This window comes from Chryseobacterium soli, assembly GCF_000737705.1.
Taxonomy (GTDB): domain Bacteria; phylum Bacteroidota; class Bacteroidia; order Flavobacteriales; family Weeksellaceae; genus Chryseobacterium; species Chryseobacterium soli.
In genome coordinates, this window is sequence record NZ_JPRH01000009.1 from 80,544 (window position 1) to 102,784 (window position 22,241).

19 protein-coding genes and 1 tRNA gene are annotated in these 22,241 nt (G+C 36.5%); 17 read left to right on the forward strand and 3 right to left on the reverse strand.

The window, feature by feature from the left end:
• Positions 1–76: 76 nt before the first annotated feature.
• The 13 genes from IW15_RS18130 to IW15_RS22165 all read left to right on the forward strand — a co-directional run bounded on the left by IW15_RS18130 (position 77) and on the right by IW15_RS22165 (position 16,613).
• On the forward strand, positions 77–553 hold the full coding sequence (locus IW15_RS18130) for a lipocalin-like domain-containing protein (RefSeq protein ID WP_034714271.1): 477 nt from the start codon (positions 77–79) through the stop codon (positions 551–553).
• Between the two features lie 186 nt (positions 554–739).
• Positions 740–3,586, forward strand: coding sequence for a leucine--tRNA ligase (leuS, locus tag IW15_RS18135; protein WP_034714273.1), 2,847 nt, complete (start codon positions 740–742; stop codon positions 3,584–3,586).
• Positions 3,587–3,826: 240 nt separating this feature from the next.
• Positions 3,827–4,690, forward strand: a complete 864-nt coding sequence (locus tag IW15_RS18140) for a MotA/TolQ/ExbB proton channel family protein (protein WP_034714275.1) — start codon at positions 3,827–3,829, stop codon at positions 4,688–4,690.
• Between the two features lie 71 nt (positions 4,691–4,761).
• Positions 4,762–5,367 (forward strand): ExbD/TolR family protein, encoded by a 606-nt coding sequence (locus IW15_RS18145; protein WP_034714277.1) that lies wholly within the window; start codon positions 4,762–4,764, stop codon positions 5,365–5,367.
• 9 nt (positions 5,368–5,376) lie between these two features.
• Complete coding sequence (locus IW15_RS18150) at positions 5,377–5,949, forward strand: ExbD/TolR family protein (protein WP_034714279.1); 573 nt, start codon at positions 5,377–5,379, stop codon at positions 5,947–5,949.
• Positions 5,950–5,972: 23 nt separating this feature from the next.
• A complete protein-coding gene (locus IW15_RS18155) occupies positions 5,973–6,818 on the forward strand; it encodes an energy transducer TonB (RefSeq protein WP_034714281.1) in 846 nt (281 codons plus the stop codon).
• A 75-nt stretch (positions 6,819–6,893) separates the two neighbouring features.
• Positions 6,894–7,091, forward strand: coding sequence for a C4-dicarboxylate ABC transporter (locus tag IW15_RS18160; RefSeq protein ID WP_228384396.1), 198 nt, complete (start codon positions 6,894–6,896; stop codon positions 7,089–7,091).
• Entirely contained in the window at positions 7,081–7,953 is an 873-nt protein-coding gene (locus IW15_RS18165; RefSeq protein WP_034714286.1) for a PstS family phosphate ABC transporter substrate-binding protein, read from the forward strand. Before IW15_RS18160 ends, IW15_RS18165 begins: the two co-directional genes overlap by 11 nt.
• Before the next feature lie 90 nt (positions 7,954–8,043).
• The gene (locus IW15_RS18170; protein WP_034714288.1) at positions 8,044–9,693 is read left to right on the forward strand and encodes a tetratricopeptide repeat protein; all 1,650 of its coding nucleotides are present in this window, start codon (positions 8,044–8,046) and stop codon (positions 9,691–9,693) included.
• Between the two features lie 154 nt (positions 9,694–9,847).
• The gene (gene bshB1 / locus IW15_RS18175; RefSeq protein WP_034714290.1) at positions 9,848–10,567 is read left to right on the forward strand and encodes a bacillithiol biosynthesis deacetylase BshB1; all 720 of its coding nucleotides are present in this window, start codon (positions 9,848–9,850) and stop codon (positions 10,565–10,567) included.
• Between the two features lie 35 nt (positions 10,568–10,602).
• Positions 10,603–10,678: transfer RNA gene (locus IW15_RS18180), tRNA-His, on the forward strand.
• A gap of 437 nt (positions 10,679–11,115) precedes the next feature.
• Positions 11,116–11,550 carry a hypothetical protein gene (locus IW15_RS22160; protein WP_051882194.1) on the forward strand — a complete coding sequence of 145 codons (435 nt, stop codon included), beginning with the start codon at positions 11,116–11,118 and terminating at the stop codon, positions 11,548–11,550.
• Between the two features lie 26 nt (positions 11,551–11,576).
• Complete coding sequence (locus IW15_RS22165; RefSeq protein WP_051882195.1) at positions 11,577–16,613, forward strand: DUF4132 domain-containing protein; 5,037 nt, start codon at positions 11,577–11,579, stop codon at positions 16,611–16,613.
• Between the two features lie 192 nt (positions 16,614–16,805).
• Here IW15_RS22165 and IW15_RS18195 read toward each other — a convergent pair whose 3' ends face one another.
• Complete coding sequence (locus IW15_RS18195) at positions 16,806–17,141, reverse strand: DUF3276 family protein (protein WP_034714292.1); 336 nt, start codon at positions 17,139–17,141, stop codon at positions 16,806–16,808.
• Between the two features lie 99 nt (positions 17,142–17,240).
• The gene (locus IW15_RS18200) at positions 17,241–18,902 is read right to left on the reverse strand and encodes an ABC transporter ATP-binding protein (RefSeq protein ID WP_034714295.1); all 1,662 of its coding nucleotides are present in this window, start codon (positions 18,900–18,902) and stop codon (positions 17,241–17,243) included.
• 91 nt (positions 18,903–18,993) lie between these two features.
• Here IW15_RS18200 and IW15_RS18205 point away from each other — a divergent pair, with 91 nt between their 5' ends.
• From IW15_RS18205 to IW15_RS18220, 4 genes are all read left to right on the forward strand, one after another.
• On the forward strand, positions 18,994–19,899 hold the full coding sequence (locus IW15_RS18205; RefSeq protein WP_034714297.1) for a transcription antitermination protein NusB: 906 nt from the start codon (positions 18,994–18,996) through the stop codon (positions 19,897–19,899).
• Position 19,900: 1 nt separating this feature from the next.
• Positions 19,901–20,413, forward strand: coding sequence for a DUF1573 domain-containing protein (locus IW15_RS18210; protein ID WP_034714299.1), 513 nt, complete (start codon positions 19,901–19,903; stop codon positions 20,411–20,413).
• 10 nt (positions 20,414–20,423) lie between these two features.
• Positions 20,424–20,792: a preprotein translocase subunit YajC gene (gene yajC / locus IW15_RS18215; protein WP_034714300.1), complete on the forward strand. Its 369-nt coding sequence runs from the start codon at positions 20,424–20,426 to the stop codon at positions 20,790–20,792.
• 159 nt (positions 20,793–20,951) lie between these two features.
• Entirely contained in the window at positions 20,952–21,686 is a 735-nt protein-coding gene (locus IW15_RS18220; protein ID WP_034714301.1) for an SDR family NAD(P)-dependent oxidoreductase, read from the forward strand.
• Here the strand turns inward: IW15_RS18220 and IW15_RS18225 are convergent, their stop codons facing one another.
• Entirely contained in the window at positions 21,687–22,226 is a 540-nt protein-coding gene (locus tag IW15_RS18225) for a hypothetical protein (RefSeq protein ID WP_034714303.1), read from the reverse strand.
• Between the last annotated feature and the right edge of the window lie 15 nt (positions 22,227–22,241).

A 22,241-nucleotide genomic window follows, 5' to 3' on the forward strand; every position in this document is an offset into this window, starting at 1 on the left:
TTTAAAATAATTTTCGGTAAAAAATAGTTATATAATTCAAAAAAATTATAATTTTAGCGATTGAAAAATTTGATACATGAAGAAATTAGCATTACTATTTGCAGGTTTATCATTATTTATAGCTACAGGATGTAATAAAGATGACGATACTACCGTTGAATATCCGCTTGTCGGGGTATGGCAGCCACTAAAAGAAGTGGTAACCACGATCGAGACCGGAGAACAGCCGGTGTCTGATCTGATTACGTATTCTGACTGTCAGAAGCAATCCAGATGGACATTCAATCCTGAAGCAACAGGAAAGAGAACTGAATGGGGAGATTCTACAACACCTGGACAGTGTGCAGCGTTGTCTCCGGATAGAACCTTTACCTATACTTATGATAAAAGCGGTAAAACGGTACAGATAAAATATCAGGGAACCGTAGAACCTTCAAATGGTAGCATTACAACCCTTAATGAAACTACATTAAACCTTGCTATCAGGGAAAATACGGCAGACCCGAGTGTGTATAAAACAAGAACCTATACTTTCAAGAGAATTCCTCAATAAGGAATAATCAATGAAATATACAATATCAGGTCTCATCTTCGGATGGGACTTTTTTTATGAAGCGTCTCTTTATAATTAATTTAAAATTAAAGTTCTATTTCTTTTAAAATCATTATTTTTGTGAAAATGGATTTAATAGAAATACAATTTAATATCCAAAGTCTAACATCTAACATCTAATATAAAGTGTTTTACGATCATCAGCAGATAGAAAAAAAGTGGCAGAAATACTGGGAAGAAAATCAGACCTATAAAACTTCCGATAACACAGATAAACCTAAATTTTATGTTCTCGATATGTTTCCGTACCCATCCGGAGCGGGACTTCATGTGGGGCACCCGCTGGGATATATTGCCTCGGATATTTATGCAAGATATAAAAGACATCAGGGTTTTAATGTTCTTCACCCGGTTGGATATGACAGTTTTGGCCTTCCTGCTGAGCAGTATGCAATTCAGACGGGGCAGCATCCTGCTATTACTACGGAACAAAATATTACAAGATACGAAGAGCAGTTAAGAAAAATTGGCTTTTCATTCGATTGGAGCAGAGAGGTGAGAACTTCCGATGCTTCTTATTATAAATGGACGCAGTGGATCTTTATTCAGCTGTTCCATTCATGGTATAATAAAAATACAGATAAGGCGGAACCTATCGAAACTCTGATTCAGCATTTTGCAGAAAAAGGATCGGAAGGAGTAAACGCCAATCAAAACGAAGAATTAAACTTCACCGCTGAAGAATGGAATAATGCTTCTGAAATTGATAAAGAAGATATCCTTTTAAATTATCGATTGTCTTACAGAGCAGAAACAACGGTCAACTGGTGTCCTGCCTTAGGAACCGTATTGGCCAATGACGAAGTAAAAGACGGAAAATCTGAGAGAGGAGGATATCCCGTATTTCAGAAAAAAATGATGCAGTGGAGTATGAGAATTTCTGCATACTCAGAAAGATTATTACAGGGACTGAAAACATTGGATTGGCCACAGCCGTTGAAAGATGCTCAGGAATACTGGATTGGGAAATCCCAGGGAGCTCAGGTGAAATTTGAAATAGAATATCAGAAACCTGAAGACAAAAATGGAGAATCAGCTCCTGAAAGTCATATCGAAGTTTTCACAACAAGACCTGATACCATTTTTGGAGCAACCTTTATGGTATTGGCTCCGGAAAATCCATTAGTAGAAACCATAACTACTGAAGCTCAGAAAGCAGAAGTGGACCATTATATTGAAGAAACTTCCAAGAAAACAGAAAGAGACCGAATGGCTGACGTGAAAAACGTAAGCGGTGCTTTTACCGGAACTTATGCAATCAATCCTTTCAGCAATGAAAGAATGCCGATTTATATTTCAGATTACGTACTGATGGGTTATGGAACGGGAGCAGTAATGGCGGTTCCTGCTCATGATGAGAGAGATCACAGATTTGCAAAGAAATTTAATTTAGAAATTAAAAAAGTTGTTGAAACGGAAGAAGATGTTCAGGAAAAATCTTTTGATTCTAAAACAAGTACCTGCGTAAATTCTGATTTCTTAAATGGCTTAAGCTATGAAGAAGCAAAAACATTAATTATAGATGCTGTTGAAAAAAAGGCCATCGGTCATGGAACAACCAATTACAGACAGCGTGATGCGATTTTCTCAAGACAGCGTTATTGGGGGGAGCCGGTTCCTATATATTATAAGGATGGGATGCCGTATACATTGCCAAACGCTGCCTTACCATTGGAACTTCCTGAGGTTGAAAAATACTTGCCGACAGAAGATGGAGATCCGCCACTAGGAAATGCAAAAACATTCGCCTGGGATGAAGAAAATCAAAAAGTCGTAGCAACAGATTTAATTGATGACAAAACAATATTTCCGTTAGAATTATCTACCATGCCGGGTTGGGCTGGAAGCTCATGGTATTTCTTGCGATATATGAATCCTCACAACGATAAGGTTTTTGCTAAAAAAGAACTGGTTGATTATTGGGGACAGGTAGATCTTTATATCGGCGGGAGCGAACATGCTACCGGACATTTATTGTATTCCCGTTTCTGGAATATGTTTATGAAAGACCGTGGTTATATCAATCAGGAAGAGCCATTCCAAAAATTGATCAACCAGGGGATGATTTTGGGGATGAGTGCTTTTGTGTATAGAATCGATGGAACCAATACCTATGTTTCCAAAAATCTTGCTCATGAATATCAAACTCAGAAAATTCATGTTGATGTATCCTTATTAAAAGGAACCTCAGATGAATTAGACACAGAAGCTTTCAAATCCTGGAGACCGGATTATGCAGCAGCAGAATTTATCCTTGAAGATGGAAAATACATCACAGACCGTGAAGTAGAAAAAATGTCCAAGTCAAAATATAATGTAGTCAACCCTGATGACATCTGTAATGAATATGGAGCAGACGGATTGAGACTGTATGAAATGTTCTTAGGTCCGTTAGAACAATCCAAGCCTTGGAATACCCAGGGGTTAAGCGGAGTGTACGGTTTCCTTAAAAAATTCTGGAACTTATATTTCAATGGTGATGTTTTTGAGGTTTCTGATAAAGAACCTACCAAAGCAGAATATAAAGTATTGCATACCTTAATAAAAAAGGTGGTTTTTGATATCGAGAATTTCTCTTTCAACACCTCTGTATCTTCATTTATGATTGCTGTGAATGAACTTCAGAAAATAAGATGCAACAAGCGCAATATTTTAGAACCATTAGCCGTTATCATCTCTCCGTATGCGCCTCATATCTGTGAAGAGCTTTGGAGTCAGCTGGGACATACCACTTCTATTGAGTTTGAAGCATTCCCTGCGTTGAATGAAGATTATCTGGTAGAAGACGAAATTGAATACCCGGTGAGTGTAAATGGTAAAATGAAGTTTAAAATTTCACTTTCAGCACAGTTATCGGCCAAAGAAGTGGAGGATTCTGTGATTGCTGATGAAAAGATGCAACAAATTTTGGAAGGAAAAACCCCTAAAAAAATTATTGTGGTGCATCACCGAATTGTGAATATCGTAATTTAAAAGAAAATTAACATTGGGAAATTAAAAAAAATGAGGGTCTTATTTTTTTAATATTTTAACGTAAATGTTAAAAATGAGAAAAATAAATAAAATATTTGAAAATAATTATAATATCGAAATCGTATTAAATTTTCTTTATCAAAAAAAAGCAAAATGTTTATTTAAGACTCTTGCATTTTAATTAATTTTGCCTTTAATTTACACCCTGTAAAATTTTAAAACAATATAATTTAGTTAAATATGGAAATGAATGTTTCAAAAAATGATGAGCAAGTTGTTGCTAGAAAGGCAGGAGGTTTAAACCCGGCTGTTATTATTCCTATTCTATTGGTTATAGGAATTTGTATTTGGTTATTTGTACTTGGTAGTCCGGGAAATTTTAAAGCTGATCCTAGATTATCTGGAGCATCAGTAGCTTTCTCCGATGTTGAAGGGAAAGAAATGCATCCTCAAGGATTCTTAGGGATGATTTACATGGGAGGTGTCATCGTACCATTACTTGTTACATTCATGATCACGGTAATCGTTTTCTCATTCGAAAGATATTTTGTACTAAACAAAGCATCAGGTGCAGGAAATGTAGACAACTTTGTTGTTAAAATCAGAAGCTTATTAAATCAAAACAAAATTGATGAAGCTTTAGAAGAGTGTGACAGACAACAAGGATCTGTAGGTAATGTAGTAAAAGAAGGTCTTACGACTTACAAAGCATTAGCTCATGATACTACATTAAACAAAGAACAAAAAATGGTTGCTCTTAACAAAGCTATCGAAGAAGCTACAACGCTTGAGATGCCAATGTTAGAGAAAAACATGATGATTCTTTCTACTTTAGGTACTGTTGCAACGTTAGTAGCACTTTTAGGTACGGTAATTGGGATGATTAGAGCGTTCTTCGCTTTAGGAGCTAGTGGAGGTACTCCTGATGCTGCTGCCCTTTCTATCGGTATTTCAGAAGCATTGATCAACACCGCTTTAGGTATTGGTACTTCAGCTGTAGCTATTATTCTTTATAACTTCTTTACATCTAAAATTGATGGATTAACTTATAAGATCGACGAGATCGCAATGAGCATCCAACAGTCTTTTGCTGAATTCCACTAATTCAATTCTTTACAAAAGGATTGTGGTCAATTCAAATTAAATAAGAAGTTTTAATAATTATATAAATAATAATGGCGAGAATAAAACCAAAAAGACATGGAGTAGTAACGGATATGACGGCGATGTGCGACGTTACGTTCCTATTACTTACGTTCTTTATTATGACCACGCAGTTTAAAAAACCTGATGTGGAGCAGATCAAACCGCCATCTTCAATCTCAGAGAAATTACTTCCTGATGCAAGTTTAATGACTATTAATGCTACTCCTGACGGAAAATTTTATTTTCAGCCGGTAGAAAATGCATCAGAGAGATTAGAGCTTTTAAATAAAATGGGTCAAAAGTATAATATGACTTTTGATAACAACGAAAAAGCTGCATTCCAAAAAGTTCAGTCAATTGGAGTTCCTATGAGCCAGTTGAAAAGCTATTTGGATATGCCGGAAGATGAGCAGAAGAATTTCAAGAGTCCTAAAGGGATTCCTATGGATAGTACAAATCAGCAATTAATTGACTGGGTACAACAGAGTTTAAGTGTTAATCCTGATTACAAATTAGCAATCAAGGGAGACGTTACAACACAGTATCCTAAAATTAAAAGTTTATTTGAGGGTTTAAGAGATATCGATTTTCTTAAATTTTGGTTGATTACGTCACAAGAAGGTAAACCTAATTAATAAAAAGAAATGGCAGAAGTACAAGTACAGGAAAAAGGCGCCAAAGGCGGTAAGGTACGTTCCAAGAAAAATAACCCCAGAGTCGATATGACTCCGATGGTAGATTTGAATTTCTTATTATTGATGTTCTTTATGTTTACTTCAACGTTTAGTAAACCAAATGTGATGGACTTGGGGCTACCGGCAAAACCTAAAAAAGATACGCCGAAACCACCTCCAACTGAAATTAAACTTTCGAACTCTATTTCTTTGTTATTAGGTAAAGACAATAAGATTTTTTGGCATCAGCAGGATAATACATCACTGACTGACCAAAATCTTAATGAAACATCATATGATAGAGAGGGAATCAGAAAGGTAATTGAGCAGGCAAAAGCAAATGCGGCAGATAAAACAAAATTTACTGTGATTATCAAACCGACTGATGATGCTGTGTATAAGAACTTTGTTGATATTATTGACGAAATGGCAATTACAAAGAGCGAACAATACGGTGTTACCGATGTGAAGCCTTGGGAAAAAGCTATTTATGAAAAGAAAGTAGGTAAATCCGGAACTCCGGCTGCACCTGCAACAAAGTAATTTAACCCTAAAATTGTAAATCAATGGCAGATGAAAATATATACAATCAAAATCTTACCTTAGACGAGATTGTATTTGAAAATAGAAATAAGGAATATGGTGCCTATGATATCAGACATCAGTATTCTAAGATTTTAACCAAGTCTTTTATTATTGGTACTTCTATATTCTTAGTTTTGGCTTTGTCTCCTTTTATTTATCTTACCATTAAGAACCTTACTGCTCCACCTACAAAGGAAGTGAAAGCAGATTTGGTAGACGTTCTTCAGGAAGATAAAATTATTGAGCAACCAAAAGACGAACCACCTCCACCACCACCACCACCTCCAAAAGAGGAAGAGAAAGTTGAGGTTATTCAGAATGTAGTTCCGGAGCCGGTAAAAGCTCCAAAAATTGAAACTCCACCACCGCCAATTTCTAAGCAGTTAGAAACTACGACTGGTTTGCAGAATCAAGAAGGGGTGAAAGCTCCTGCATATGCACCGCCGCCACCGCCGCCTTCAACAGGAACTAAATCTACGGCAGCAGAAGTGAAGCCAAGCAACAACCCGAATGAAATCTACAAAGATGTAGACCAGTCTGCAGATTATCCTGGAGGTATGGCAGCATTGAGAAAATTCCTAGGGGAGAACTTTGATACTTCTTTAATGGAAGGGGGAGAAGGGCAGCTTAGAGCGAAACTGAAATTCGTTGTAGAAAGAGACGGAAGTGTTTCCGGAGTTGTGATTGAAGAGAAATCTCCAAATGCAGACTTCAATAACGAAGCAATACGTGTAGTTAAGAAATTGAAAAAATGGACTCCTGCGAAAAGAAACGGGGAGAGCGTTAGATCTTACTATAGCGTTCCGTTTACAATGAACTTTGAATAAAATTAATATTCAAACATATTAAATAAAAAGAGAGGCATATGCTTCTCTTTTTATTTTTTTTGGTATTTTTGTTTTATGATGTTCAAATGGTTATCCTTAGTTACCGGATTTTTTTATATTGTATTGGGAATTGTAGTTATTGTCTATAAATTCTTCTTTACAATCGTGGAGCCTGCCGTTGCCTATCCTTTAGGTGCGCTTATTATTCTTTATGGTTTATTCAGAATATACAGAGCGATTTTAAAAATTAAAAATTCCAATGATGAAGAATAGTATTAAATATGTACTAGTTTCTGTCTTCAGTATTATTTCTCTAAGCTGTAAAAAAGTAGATGATTCCATATCTTATAATAAAGGTGATCTTACCATCTTTACTGATGAATCGTTTAAAAGCGTCACAGAAGCACTTGCAGATGGTTATATGGCCAGTTATCCTGAAACACACATTAAAGTTACGACCAAGAAAGAAGACCTGGGTTTTGTAGACCTGGTTGATGGTAAAGCTAAAATAATAGTGCTGTCCAGAGATCTTTCTGCAAAAGAGACTAAAGCATACGAAGATAAAGTAGATCTGAAATTCATCCCAGCGAGGTTTGCAGCAGATGCTGTAGTTTTTGTGGTTCCTAAAGAATCATCTAAAACAAGTATTTCAATGGATGAAATTACCAATGGACTTCAGTCGGATGCTAAAGACTTTATTTTTGACGGAACCAATTCCAGTAATTTAAATTTTGTAGCCCAGAAGATAGGAAAGCTGCCTAAAGATTTAAAATTCTCAATTATTTCAGGAAATCAAAATATTATAGAGCAATTAAATAAGTATCCAAATAAAATTGGAGTAGTAGGATTGAATACTTTCAGCCGTCCTTACGATAAAACAGCAGAGAAATTAAGAGAGATGGTTAAAATCCTTCCTATTGAAAAAAATGGAAAACTCTATACCGCTGATGTTACCCAATTACGTGGAATGAAATATCCTTTTACGAGAGTACTTTATTTCTTAACCAACGAAGGTGGATTTAACATAGCCAATGGCTTTATCAGATACTCATGTACACAGTTAGGCCAGATGATCGTCGAAAAAGAAGGACTGCAGCCCTATAATTTGTACAAAAGAGAGGTGCAAATGCGTTAAAGAAATATAAATTAACATTATACCCCATATAATTACACTATTTTGGTCTAAAAATTGTGTAGAATATAACTCAATTTAGAAAAATATAAAATGAAAGATATAATGAATATGAATGTAAAGAAGATTGCTTTTGGAGCAGCTGTGGTATTTTTTGCCAACTTTGCCAGTGCACAGACGTTGCAGGATGGTATAAACAGTGTGGATAGTGATAAGTATGCACAAGCTAAAACTAATTTTACTGACATGATTGCGAAAGCACCTACTGCAGAAAATTATTTTTATTTAGGAAATACTTTCCTAAGACAAGGTGATCCGGATTACGCTAAAGCAACAGAAAGTTTTAATAAAGGACTTGCTGCAGACAGTAAAAGCTACCTTAACAAAATTGGTCTGGCAACAGTCAAATTAGGAAAAGGAGACAAAAGTGCTATCGCTGAAATTCAAAAAGTTGTAACTGACTCTAAAGAGAAGGATGCTGAAGTATTGTTCAGAGCTGCAGAAGCTTTGACTTTATTTGAAAAGAACAACTCTCCTGACCTTGCTATTCAATTCCTGAATAAAGCAATTGAAAGAGCTCAGAAAAAAGAAGTTCCGGCTAATTATTACTATACACTAGGGGACGCATACAGATTAAAGAAAAATCCGGGAGATGCAATGTCTGCTTATGACAAAGCATTACCACTTGCTAAAAACAAAGCATCTGTATACACAAGAATGGGTACGCTTTGGATGGCTGCTCAATTATGGCAAAAAGCAAAAGAAAGCATAGATAAAGCCATTGCGGTAGATCCTACGTATGCGCCTGCTTATAAAGCATTAGCTTCATATGACATCAGATACCAGGAGAATGCAAAAGCAACTCAGGATTTGATCAACTATACAAAATATGCCGATGAAGATCCGTATACTTTATTGGAAATCTCAAAATTGTATTTCACCAATGAAGATTATACGAATTCTAAGGCTGTATTAGATAAAATTTTTGATAAGATCAATGATCCTATTAAATTCAAATTAAGAGCATACCAATTGTATGCAGACGGAAAATATGCCGATGCTAAGCAAAATATGGATACTTTCGTTTCTCAGGCAGAGCAGTCAAGAGTACAGCCTTCTGACCAGGGATTACAAGGACTTATTGCTGCAGGATTAGCAAAAACAGAAACAGATGCAGCTAAAAAATCTGCATTAAATGCTGAAGCACAGCAAAAAATAGCAATTGCAAAAGCAGCAAAAGATGAGACAATGAAATGGGATATGGAGCTGGCTAAGATCTCCGGAGGAGGAGCTTCTCAGGCTGATGCAGATTCAGGACCTACCAATGCTACTATCGATGCATTGAAAAAGCAGGCTGCTGCAGATCCTAAGAATACAGATGTTTTATACAAACTGGCAACTGCTTACCAGGATGCAAAAAACTGGAATGGAGCAATCCTTACATGGCAGAAAGTAATTGTACTTCTTCCAGATTGGGCACCGGCTTATTACAGCCAGGGATATTCTTATCAGCAAGCAGGAAACAATGAAGCAGCTAAATTAGCCTATGAAAAATTCATTGCTACAGTAAAACCTGCTGATCAGGAAGCGAACAAGCAGATTTTATCATATGCCTATTTCGCTGTGGCTTATATCAGCAAAACTTCTGATGTGGCTAAAGCTAAAGATTATGTTGCAAAATCTCTTCAGTTAGATCCTACTTACCAGGATGCTGTAAAATTAAATGCAGAACTCAACAAATAATTTAAATTTTAAATTATAGATAGTATAACTTCCCATTCGTAATGTTTGGGAAGTTTTTACTTTAAATCTTATCTTTGAAAATAGGAAACGCCCGGAGTTGAAAATTAGAAAATTATTGGGCTTCCATCTGACAAATTAAAAATAAAAAGAATAGATGAAAACAGATATACTTGCCTTTGGTGCCCATCCCGACGATGTAGAATTAGGATGTGGAGGCACTGTTGCTAAATTGATTTCAGAAGGAAAAACATGTGTTATTGTTGACCTCACCAAAGGAGAACTCGGAACCAGAGGTACAGATGAGACCAGAAGAGTGGAAGCTTTAGACGCTGCCAAAATTCTAGGAGTAGCTGCAAGAGTAAATCTTGGAATGAAAGATGGCTTTCTGGTGAATTCTGAAGAATACCAGATGGAGATCGTAAAAATGATTCGCAGATACCGCCCGGAAATCGTCTTAGCCAATGCGATTGATGATAGACATCCGGATCATGCAAAAGCAGCGAAATTAGTATCGGATGCGTGCTTTTTAGCCGGCCTGAGAAAAATTGAAACCGTACACGAAGGAGAAAATCAGGAGGTATGGAGACCCAAGCATATTTTTCACTATATCCAGTGGAAAGATATCAAACCTGAATTCGTGATTGACATTTCAGAGCATCTTGATAAGAAGATCGAAGCATGTATGGCTTTCAAAACACAGTTTTATGATCCGACTTCTAAGGAACCGGTTACTCCAATTGCAACGAAAGACTTCTATGAAAGCTTAACCTACCGTGCACAAGATCTTGGACGTTTATCGGGAGTGGCTTATGCTGAGGGATTTACGTCAGAGAAGCTCATTGCGATGAAAAATTTTGAAGGAATTGTTTGGTAATTAAAAAATCTTCCCTATATTTGCAACCACAAAACGGTGATTGTAGCTCAGTTGGTTAGAGCGTCGGATTGTGGTTCCGAAGGTCGGGGGTTCGAGACCCCTCATTCACCCAAAAAAAGTACACTTTTTATAAGTGTACTTTTTTATTTTACCTCCATTCTAAAACTATATTTTTCAGGAATATAGAGATGAGAATGTTAAAATTACAGTGCAGAATTTCATTTCAGATGACAAAGTTGGGGGCTCACGAGATACAATTCAGTTATTTTTTATACTCCTTTTAAAGCGATTGAATGATTTACCTTGTTTCTTTCGAAGCTATTTCCCGCTTTCCACTGCAATCTTTTTTTTCAAAAAAGGATTTCCGCTACAATCGGGGCTAGGGTAGTCTCATTTATTAACTTCCCTCTTCCGGCTCCAGACTTCCTGACATTATCAAAAAAAACAAAATATCTTATTCCAAGCTCAGGTTATTATCCTTAATCCCTGCCAAACGTCATGTACCACAGAAAAAAAAATTACTACATTTATGGTGATTAACTTCAGCTATGGAAATAAAAGTTACCGTAAAGCAGCTCGGAAAGAAGCATCCCATCCTCTCAGAACAAAAAATTGACATTGAATATCAGGACACCGATATCTCAGTAGAAAAACTGCTGCAATTAATTGTTCAGCAGCAGGTAGAAACATTTAATGTAAAATCATTTGAGCTGGAAGAACAGGATTATGCCAAAATTCCTATGGAAAACTATCTGAATATCCTTACCGATACCGGAAAGGTAGGTTTTGGAAGCATTTATAATCAAAAGAAAGCTGATCTTCAAAAGGCGCAAGAAAATGCTGTACAAGCTTTTGAAGATGGCATGTTTGCTGTATTTTACAATGACGAGCAACTCGAAAGTTTAACACAAATCATAGACCTAAGCTTGCAGCATACATTCGTTTTCATCAGGCTTACATTTCTGGCAGGAAGTTATTGGTAAATTAAAGACACTGAATCTCAAAATACATGGAAATCACAGAAAAATTAGAACCGAAAAAAGCGGTCAATCATTACAGGAATTTACGGAAAGAACTCAAAGACCAAATAGAAGCCGATCCGGGATTACAAAATTCACAGCTCAAACTTAAAAAAGAAGTTGCAGAATTAGGATTGTTGATCGTTGGAAAGACCAACTATTACCAGGATTTAACCTTGGGCAGCGAGCAGGCTGAAAAAATTAAAAAACTTACACACTCTGATATTTGGGAAGACGAAGAATATTATAAACTATTGGTTTATTTTTTTGGAGATCATGCAGAGCTGGTGAAGCATGCCTGGAATAAAATGCCTTATAAAATGTACCAGACGGGATACTACCGCCGTTCATTTCGTGCGCCCAATAATAGTAGATTTACACTGCTTAACCAGTTAAATTTAGTGGGAAATCTGTTGCAGCTTCCAAGCGTCTATTCTTATGATAATGGGGAACAGCATTATAACCTTACCTTGGAAGAGCAAATCATTTATGATACTGCATTATCCAATAATTCGCATCAGTTTTATCTTTGGTCCACCGCAATAGATACAGGAAATACAGCCATTTATCAATTAATTGAAGATATTATTTTCAATAAACATCCCGAGGGAAAAGTATCCCGGAACATCATTAAAGCATTACTTAACAGCGAACAGCAGCGATGCTGGGAATTGGTAGAAAAGCTTCTGCTTGCGGCACAGCGGCAGGAAGGACTGAGGCAAACAGTATTGGAAGCCTTGGATGAAACCAGTATAGGCGCTTTGGAATACATAACCAATGTAATCATAGAACATAAACTTACACGCTTCTCATCCGTTGTCCGTTCCATAGATAGCTGGACCGGTTTAGGCTGGGATACGGAGAAAGAATCCGTGGTGAAAAATATTGTGTCATTGGCTCATACCTATTTCAATAATCCGGAACAGATTCCGAATGCTGTAAAAAGTAAAAATAATAATGAAGTTTATATGGCACTCTGGGTACAGGCCGTATGGGATGTGGAAAAAACTATTCCATATCTGCACCAGCTGTTTGATACCGGAAGTATAGAAAAGAAATGTCTGGCCATAAAGTTCGCAGCAGAAACTCAGGATCCTTACATTCAGATGCCATTGTATTATAAGGCCATACTGGAAGGTGATGTGCAGGTGCTGGCATTTGCGGGAGAACCTTTATCAGAATTATTAAGTGTCAATGTAAAATCAAAATTTTTCATCAATCATGCAGATTATCCGGATTTCTTTGAGAAGCTGCATGCCCTGACTCAAAAGATTGAAATAAAGGAAAAGAAATTTGAAGGAAAGATATTCTCATGGCTGAATGCCACTTTCAATAAAAGCAGTTTATATGCTTCCATGTTCTATCTGGTAGGAGAAGACCGCAATAAACTGGATACCGTACTTTCCTATTTCGATCAGTTTGAACTTTCCCTGCGGGAACTGTTGACACGGAATATTTTAGAAGATTTTTACTGCTATTCTTATTCCTATAATTTTGAAAAAAGGAAAAAAGCGGTCACTCCATTCCAGAAAGAATTTGCCTTTACCATTATAAAAGACCGCGGGGAATCTATGGTAGCTTCGGGAATTAATGTATTGCAGCAAAATCCTTTACATACAGAGGAGGTAATGAGGTTCTTTGATTTATTTAAAAGAAAAAGCGGAACCCTTCGAAAGAAACTGATTGAACTTGTATTGCAACAGGAAGATGGAGTAGTTACGCCATTGGTTGATCAGCTAATGACCCAGGGAGACATTGAACAACGAACGGCTTCGCTGGATATCATGCTTCAGCTTCAGAAAAATAAAAGAGTATCCGCTCAAATTGGAAACTGGACGCAACAGTATGCTGAAAAACCGAAGGTAACGGAAAGAGAACAGAGCCTTCTCGATCAGCTTGCTCCTTCCGAAGATAAAAAACTCCTTTCAGCAGAAAATGGATTCGGGTTCTATGATCCTACCGCAATTTCAACGTTTGAACTGCCAGCAGTAGAGAATGATTCAGTATATCTGCAGGCTATCAAAAAAGATAAATATGGTTTTACGCAATCTCTGGATCAGATCAAAGCAGAATTAAAAAAGTTGAACGATCTTTTCCTGAGCCATAAAGACCATGAATATGAAGCAGAGGAATGGAGTGGTGCTAAAGAAAAAGTCCTGATGGGAAATTCCTTCCGCCAGATCGTCAATAAAACAGAAGGCTTTACCCCTGAACAATTGGCTGAAAACTATCCGTTGCATGAAGTATGGGAACAGTGGTATAAAGATTCAGGATTACAGCCACGGGATTTGTTTTTATTGACATTCATTGATAATTGCGACAGAAAGGTGTTCAGAGATTTTCTGGATGGCTATGTGTTTTATCATAAGGAGATCATTCCTAACCCAATGAAAGGAAACTATTATTGGGATAATCCGATCAGTAGAATTCTGACAGCACTACAATATAAATTTGTATTTGCAGAAAAAACAGACTTCTTAATTGATGCATGCAGCACCCTGTTTGCCCATCTTCCTGAGAATATTATCAACTATAAAGGGAAAGATGATAAAGACTATTATTATACGTACAGAGGAAATGGCTGGCAGCAATTAGGCTTTTTCGATGTCTTTTTGAGAGCGATTCCTTTAAAAAATCTTACCGATGAACAGCATATCAAACAGTGGAATTTTTACCGATGGATGCAGTATAATGGATTACCGGAAAACATCAAAATCAGTGTGCCTCCTTTCTATCTGTTTTGTAAGGCCTATGAACTGAACATCATTACCAAAGGCGAGCTGTATGAAGGAATTCTCACGGCGGAATCTGCTATCCGCGATCTTACAAGAGTTGAATCATACCATCATTTTGAAAAATACCTGGAAATATTTCCTTTCCTAAAACCGATGATTGAGGAAATACAAAATAATTTCCTGGATATTGAGCTGATTCGTGGGGATGCCAATACTGCCGTTTCCCATTTTGTCCAGGAATTTCAAACCATATACGGAATGAATCGTCTGGTACAGCTTCTGAAAGGGCTGGGCAAATCCGGATTATATGCCAATTATATCTACAGCTATGGGAATGAAAGTATGACCAAACAAAAGCTGTTTTCCTATCTTTTATCCAACTGTCATCCTTTAGAAAGCGATACACAGGAATCATTCAATGAAATGATGAAAAAGGAGAAAATTGCAGAACTACGTTTAATACAGGCAGCTGTCTATGCCCCGCAATGGCAAAAGCTGATCAGCAGTTATTTAGGCTGGAAAGGCTTGGACTCAGCAATCTGGTGGATGCATGCACATACGAAAACCACTTCTTATCAGGCACAGAATTCAGGACTGGAAAGTGAAGTCGCAAAATATTCATCAGTAGATGTTCAGGAATTTCAGGATGGGGCAGTAGATAAAGAATGGTTCATAAAAGCTTATAAAGAATTAGGAAAAGCCCGCTGGGAAATGCTGTACGAATCTGCGAAATATATCTCCGACGGAAACGGACACAGAAGAGCAAGACTCTATTCCGATACGCTTACAGGCGATTTAAAAATTAAAGAAGTTACCGCGAAAGTAAAAGACAAGCGTGATCAGGATTATCTGCGGGTATATGGACTCGTTCCGCTCAGTAAAACCAATCCTCAGAAAGATGTATTGAGCCGCTATGAATACATCCAGCAGTTTAAAAAAGAAAGCCGGGAGTTCGGTTCCATGAAGCAGTCGAGTGAAGCGCTGGCGATCCGGGTGGCTTTAGAAAACTTAGCAAGAAATGCAGGATATCCGGATCCGATCCGATTGACCTGGGCTATGGAAACCCGCCAAATTCAGGGATTTTTATCAAAAGATACACAGGTAACGATTGACGGTGTTACGGTAGGTTTAGTCATAGAAGCCGATGGGAAAGCCGAAATTGTTGTATTTAGGGATGATAAGCAATTGAAATCCATACCGCCAAAGATTAAAAAAGACAAGTCGGTGGTAGAATTAGGAAATAACCGGAAGATTATGCGTGAACAGTGGACCCGTTCCCGAAAAGGACTGGAAGAAGCGATGATCAGAGGTGATGAATTTCTTCTTGCAGAGATCAAAAATTTATTTGAGCATCCTGTCATCGTAAGACATTTGGAAAAACTGATATTTATTTCCAGTGATCACAAAATAGGATTCTTTAAAGATGGAAATCTGGTAACAGCTCAGGGTGAAATTCAGCAGCTAGGAGAGGATACGACCTTACGTATCGCCCATTGTGTAGATTTACACGAGCATGCGGTCTGGAGTGAATATCAGCATTTTTGTTTTACAGAAAAACTGATACAGCCGTTCAAACAGGTATTTAGGGAGTTATATGTACCAACTCCTGATGAATTGCAGGAAAAATCAATATCGCGACGATATGCAGGACATCAGATTCAGCCGAAACAGGCACTCGCATTGCTGAAAACAAGAGGGTGGAAAGTAGATTATGAAGAAGGGCTGCAAAAAGTATATCATAAAGAAGGCTTCCAGGTAAAGCTGTATGCTGCGGCTAACTGGTTTTCACCGGCAGAGGTAGAAAGTCCAACGTTGGAAACCATAGAATTCCATTCATTGAAAGATCATAAGAACATTCCTTTTGAAGATATTAACCCAAGGCTGTTTTCAGAAGTGATGCGGGATATAGATCTGGTGGTATCAGTAGCCCACGTAGGAGATGTAGACCCTGAAGCCAGTCATTCTTCTATTGAAATGAGAGCTGTATTGATGAAAGAAACCGCCAGATTGTTCAAATTGGATAATGTAAGTATTGAAGGTACGCATGTGTTGGTAAAAGGTAAAATGGCAGAATACAGCGTACACCTGGGAAGTGCTGTTGTTCATCAGGTTCCGGGTAAATATCTGTCGATACTGGCTGTTCAGTCTCAGCATAGAGGCAGACTGTTTTTACCCTTTGCAGATGACGATCCGAAGTCTGCTGAAGTGATGTCTAAAGTTCTGTTATTGGCCAAAGACGATGAAATACAGGATCCAACCATTCTTTCACAGATCAAAAGGGAGTATGTGTAAAATAGAATAATGTATCATATAGAGAGAGTATACTTTTAGGAGTGTACTCTTTTTTTATATCTATTGAAAGAAGTATAAGGCCACAAATGATCATACTTTTTATTTATACATTTTACCATGTATATTGTATAAAAATAAGCATTAAAAAAGCATCCTTTTTCAGATGCTTGTGTTTTTAGATATTCATTTTTATTAAACTTCGTCGTCAGAATCTATAGTGTAAGATTTGCTTTTGAAGTCTTTATCATGTTTCTCTGATATAACATCCTCACCCTTTTCGTTAATGATGAAATCTGTGGATTCATTAAACATCTCCTGAAAACTTTTAAAATCTTCCTTATAAAGGTAAATTTTATGTTTCTCGAATGTAGCTTCTCCATTATCTCCGAAATTCTTTTTGCTTTCGGTAATCGTAAGATAATAATCTCCTGCTTTCGTCTCACGCACATCAAAGAAATAAGTTCTTCTTCCTGCTTTTAACACCTTCGTGAAAATTTCATTTTCATGGCGTTCCTTGTATTCACTCATTGTTAGATATTTTTTAATCTTGTTAAGAACAAATATAAAAGTTTTCTTTTAATCACAAAATTTTTTTTATGATTTATTTAACAATTCAGAATGAAACGGCTAAGCGGTTACAGAATTGGCAATTTCAGTAAGGTTAATGATTTTATCCGCTTTTTGAGCGCTAGACTCTCTGTGTGTGATGATTATGGATGTTGCGTTATGGATTTTTGCAGCGATATTTTCCAGGATATTCTGTTCCGTTTCAGTGTCTAATGCCGAAAGGGAATCATCAAAAATGATAATATTGGGGTCTTTAATTAAAGCTCTTGCAATACATATTCTTTGTTTCTGTCCACCGGAAAGCATAACGCCACGTTCACCGACCAGTGTTTTATACTCGTCTTTAAATTCTATAATGTTTTTATGAACGTCTGCGATCTTAGAATATTCTACCACTTTTTCATGAGAAGGGTGATCGATCGCGAAACCAATATTGTTTTCAATAGAATCAGAAAACAGATAACTTTCCTGGGGAATATAACCGATAAAGTTTCTGTAATTATTTAGATTATGATCCTTGAGGTTTTTACCGTCGATTAAAATTTCACCTTCTGTAGGATCAATAAGACGGCAGAGTAACAAGGCGATGGTTGATTTTCCACTTCCTGTTTTACCCATAATCGCAAGAGACTGTCCTGCATCGATCTTAAAGCTCAGATTTTCCAGTGCTTTGATTCCTGTATTAGGATACGTATAGGAAACATTTCTAAACTCAATGCTCCCTTTGATAGGGGAATGGTCTGAACTTGTATTGATGATGGCAGACTTTTTATCCATAAATTCATTGATCCTCTGCATCGAAGCTTCTGCTCTCTGGTTCACCGAAGTTACCCAGCCTACCATAGAAAATGGCCAGATCAGGATGTTGATGTACATGAAGAAATCAGCAATTTTACCTACGCTTAACTGTCCGGCGATATATTTTTGTCCGCCAATTAAAATAACGGCAACATTTAATAATCCGATGACGAATAAAATAATGGTAAAGAAATACGCTTCGGTTTTAGCCAGATCCAACGCTTTGTTTTGATAATCAGTAACTTTTATCCCGTAATTTTTTTGAATATATTTTTCTTTGGCAAAAAATTTCACCACCCGGATTCCCGAAAAACTATCCTGAACGAAAGTCGAAATAGCAGACTGGCTTTTCTGCATGATCTTAGACTTTTTGTTGATGATCGAACTTACTTTAAAGATAATATAGGATAAAATAGGCAGGGGAAGCAACGTCCATAGCGTCATGGAGGCATCCGTCTTCACCATATAGATACTGGTAATGACTAATAATATCACCAGGTTGACCACATACATAACGCCGGGCCCTAAATACATTCTTACCGCCACCACATCTTCACTTAACCTGTTCATTAAGTCTCCAATAGTCGTTTGCTTATAATCGGTAAGAGATAAATCCTGATAATGTCTGTAGATTTTATTTTTCAGTTCATATTCAATTCTTCGTGAGGCAACAATAATGGTCTGTCTCATCATGAACGTAAAAAATCCGGTTAAAAGCGAACACCCTACAATAATAGCAACATAAATTAATACCTGCTTGTTGAAGCCCAAATTCCCGCTTTTAGTAAGCTCATCTACGGACTTTCCTACAAACTGAACTTTATATATATTGAAGAAATTACTGGCAATAATAAATAACAATCCCCAAAACAATAATAGTTTATGTTTCCAGAAATAGGGGTTTAGAGTTTTTAGCGCTTTCATAAAGTTTTGCAAAATTACAAAAATAGAAGCAGACTACGAATTTCATAAATTTTAAATTTCGTATCTTTGCCCGCATAAAAAAGCTCTTTGAATGTTAGGAAGAAGACAAATCCGTGAAAAAGTGGTAGAAAGCGTGTATTCATACTACCAAAATCCTATAAAGTTTGATGTTTTAGAGAAAAATATGTTCTCTGGAATAGAAAAAATCTATTATCTGTATATCTATCAGCTCAACTTTTTGGTTGCTCTTAAAGATCTTGCAGAACATCAGATCGAAATTGGTAAAAACAAATACATCAAAACTGATGCGAATGTAAATCCTAATCAAAAGTTCATCAACAATCAGGTACTGATCAAGATAGAAGAAAATCCTGAGAGATTGTATTTTACAGGTCAGCACAAACAGTTGAAATGGGATCTTCATGATGATTTATTGGTAAAAACATTCCAAAGAATCACTGCAGGAAAACGTTATCAGGACTTTATGAAAGAAGATGGGTATTCTTTTGAAGAAGACCAGAAATTCATTGGAAAGTTGTTTTTAAGATACATTGCTGAAAATGAGGATTTTCATGATTATCTGGGAGATAAAGAGCTTACCTGGTATGATGATATTCACATTTCAAATTCAATGGTTCAGAAAACAATAGGCTTCCTGAGAGAAGATGAGGAAAGCAGAACTCTGATCAAGATGATTAAAGATGAAGATGATAATGACTTTGCCGGAAAGCTTTTAAGGACTACCTTAAATAACTGGGAAAGCAATGAAAAGAAATTATCTGAAAGATTGGAAAACTGGGACTTGGAAAGAGTTGCTTTAATGGATAAGGTGATTTTAACCACTGCCATTACGGAACTTGATCATTTTGCTTTGACTCCTTCAAGAGTAATTATTAATGAATATATAGAAATTGCTAAAGTATTTGCCACAGACCGTTCAAATATTTTTATCAATGGAATTTTAGATAAATATTGTAAAGATCAAAATAGAATTTAACATGAAAAAGACGTTATCAATTATCGCTTTGTCTATTATAGGCTTTGGTTTAGTTTCTTGCAAAAAAGAAAATAAAGAAGTTCAGGGTGCTGATGCTGTACCTACAGATTCTACTGCTGCAGCTGCAATGCCTGCAACCACTGATTCTACAGCTGTTCCGGGAACCACTGCTGTTGCTGCTCCGGTGAAGTCTGACCAACCTTCTACATCGATTGCTTTATCAGAAAGCAACTTCGATTTTGGAAAAGTAAAAAAAGGAGATAAAGTACAACACATATATGAAATTACCAATACAGGAACTAATCCTTTGGTGATTTCTGAAGTGAAGCCAGGATGTGGATGTACCGTTCCTGATTTTACAAAAGAACCTATCTTACCAGGTAAAAAAGGAAAAATTACCCTTCATTTTGATTCTTCAAACTTTGACGGAAACGTTCAGAAATATGCAGATGTATTTGCAAATGTTGACAAGTCTCCGATCAAATTAACGTTCTCAGCGAACATCCAACCTTAATCCAACCAATATGTTAACAATATTTTTACAGGCAGCGCCAGGAGGATCATCCTCTCCAATGATGCTTATCATGATGGGTGTGATGTTTGTGGGGTTTTATTTCCTAATGATAAGACCACAGATGAAAAAGCAGAAGCAGGAGAAAACTTTTCAGGAAACCCTGAAAGTAGGAAGCAGAGTAGTGCTTACTTCTGGTCTTCACGGAAGAATTGCTCAAATTCAGGATGACGGTTTCGTAATTGAAACATTATCCGGAAAGCTAAAATTCGAAAAAGCTGCGGTTTCAAGAGAATTTACTGATGCCCGTTTTGGAGAAAAAGCAGCTAAAGCAGCTGAAAAAACTGCAGACAAAAAAGAAATCGAAACTGAAAAGAAATAATTTTTAGTTTGAAAATATTTAAATCGGCGCGGTGAACAAAGTTCACCGCGCCGATTCTTTTTAGGGATAAACTCAATCTCATAACATTCGAATTTAAAAAAAATCCAACTCTTAAAATTCATTTTTCATACTCTTCTCAAAATAAAATATCTTTGCGCTATGAATCAAAACACAAACAAAACCGTTCTCATTCTAGGAGCCAATTCGGATGTGGCCAAACAATGCATCATTCAATATCTGGCAAAAGGTTTTTCTGTGATCGCAGCTTCACGGGATACGACTTCACTTGAAAAATTGGTGACAGATCATGCATTGGATGCTTCAAAAATTAACATTCGGTATTTTGATGCTGTGGATTTTGATTCCCATCAGAAATTTTATGATGAACTTCCTGTACAACCTCATATTGCAGTATATGCGGCTGGCTTTCTTGTGGATAATGAAAAGGCGTTAAGAGACTTTAAAGGTACGCAGCAGATGATGCAGGTCAATTATATGGGAGCTGTTTCTATCCTGAATATTATCGCAATGGATGAGAGCAATACCAACCTGGAAAGAATTATCGGGCTGTCTTCCCTTTCCGGAGTGAGAGGAAGAAAAAGTAATTTTGTGTATGGAAGTACCAAAGCAGCATTTACCCAATATTTGGCAGGGCTGAGACAGGAATTAGCTTCAAGAAATATCACCGTCAATGCTTTGGTAATCGGCTATATCCGAACCAAAATTAATAAAGGTTTAGAGTTGAATGAATCTTTGATCATGGAGCCGGATTATGTAGCAAAACATATCGTCAATGCCGAAAATTCTTTCACTATTGTTCCGAATTTTAAATGGAAGATTATTTATACCATTCTGAAAATATTGCCGGAGAGTTTAGTGGCGAAATTGCCTTAATTATTTCCGGTGTTTAGAATGTTTGTGAAGATATTCTATTATAGTTTCAAATTCAAATACACTCACTTCCGATTTATGGATGATGTAGTTTAAACTGTTTATAGGAATAATCAAAATATAGTCCCCTGATATTACATATGAAGTATTTTCCCAAACTGTATTGATCGTGGTAAAAGGATTTTTAAATTCAATACTTTGATCATTCAAAATAATAAAATGGGGTTCATTTTTAATCCTGAATTTTTCAATCAATATATCAATTTCTTTTTTGAAATGCTTTTTGGATGCAAAATATTGATTAATCATAACAAGAGAATATCCTGTGAGACAAATACCGCCATATTTAAAGAAGTAATAGAAAAAGCTAGTGTCAAAATTTTCTATTGGATAAAATCCAAGGAATAAAAATACAGCAGAACATGCCGTAATCTTTATCCAGTTTTTTAAAATTTTACCCCAAACATAATTAAAATAGAATTTTTGATTCTCTCTTTCTCTCTTTTCATTAAAGGCAAATTCTATAATAATATTTTGGCTCACTTGTTATTAATAATT

Coding starts and splice junctions, on each gene's coding strand:
- IW15_RS18130 (WP_034714271.1), top strand. CDS start 77: ATGAAGAAATTAGCATTACTATTTGCAGGTTTATCATTATTTATAGCT.
- IW15_RS18140 (WP_034714275.1), top strand. CDS start 3,827: ATGGAAATGAATGTTTCAAAAAATGATGAGCAAGTTGTTGCTAGAAAG.
- IW15_RS18145 (WP_034714277.1), top strand. CDS start 4,762: ATGGCGAGAATAAAACCAAAAAGACATGGAGTAGTAACGGATATGACG.
- IW15_RS18150 (WP_034714279.1), top strand. CDS start 5,377: ATGGCAGAAGTACAAGTACAGGAAAAAGGCGCCAAAGGCGGTAAGGTA.
- IW15_RS18155 (WP_034714281.1), top strand. CDS start 5,973: ATGGCAGATGAAAATATATACAATCAAAATCTTACCTTAGACGAGATT.
- IW15_RS18160 (WP_228384396.1), top strand. CDS start 6,894: ATGATGTTCAAATGGTTATCCTTAGTTACCGGATTTTTTTATATTGTA.
- IW15_RS18165 (WP_034714286.1), top strand. CDS start 7,081: ATGAAGAATAGTATTAAATATGTACTAGTTTCTGTCTTCAGTATTATT.
- IW15_RS18170 (WP_034714288.1), top strand. CDS start 8,044: ATGAAAGATATAATGAATATGAATGTAAAGAAGATTGCTTTTGGAGCA.
- bshB1 (WP_034714290.1), top strand. CDS start 9,848: ATGAAAACAGATATACTTGCCTTTGGTGCCCATCCCGACGATGTAGAA.
- IW15_RS22160 (WP_051882194.1), top strand. CDS start 11,116: ATGGAAATAAAAGTTACCGTAAAGCAGCTCGGAAAGAAGCATCCCATC.
- IW15_RS22165 (WP_051882195.1), top strand. CDS start 11,577: ATGGAAATCACAGAAAAATTAGAACCGAAAAAAGCGGTCAATCATTAC.
- IW15_RS18195 (WP_034714292.1), bottom strand. CDS start 17,141: ATGAGTGAATACAAGGAACGCCATGAAAATGAAATTTTCACGAAGGTG.
- IW15_RS18200 (WP_034714295.1), bottom strand. CDS start 18,902: ATGAAAGCGCTAAAAACTCTAAACCCCTATTTCTGGAAACATAAACTA.
- IW15_RS18205 (WP_034714297.1), top strand. CDS start 18,994: ATGTTAGGAAGAAGACAAATCCGTGAAAAAGTGGTAGAAAGCGTGTAT.
- IW15_RS18210 (WP_034714299.1), top strand. CDS start 19,901: ATGAAAAAGACGTTATCAATTATCGCTTTGTCTATTATAGGCTTTGGT.
- yajC (WP_034714300.1), top strand. CDS start 20,424: ATGTTAACAATATTTTTACAGGCAGCGCCAGGAGGATCATCCTCTCCA.
- IW15_RS18220 (WP_034714301.1), top strand. CDS start 20,952: ATGAATCAAAACACAAACAAAACCGTTCTCATTCTAGGAGCCAATTCG.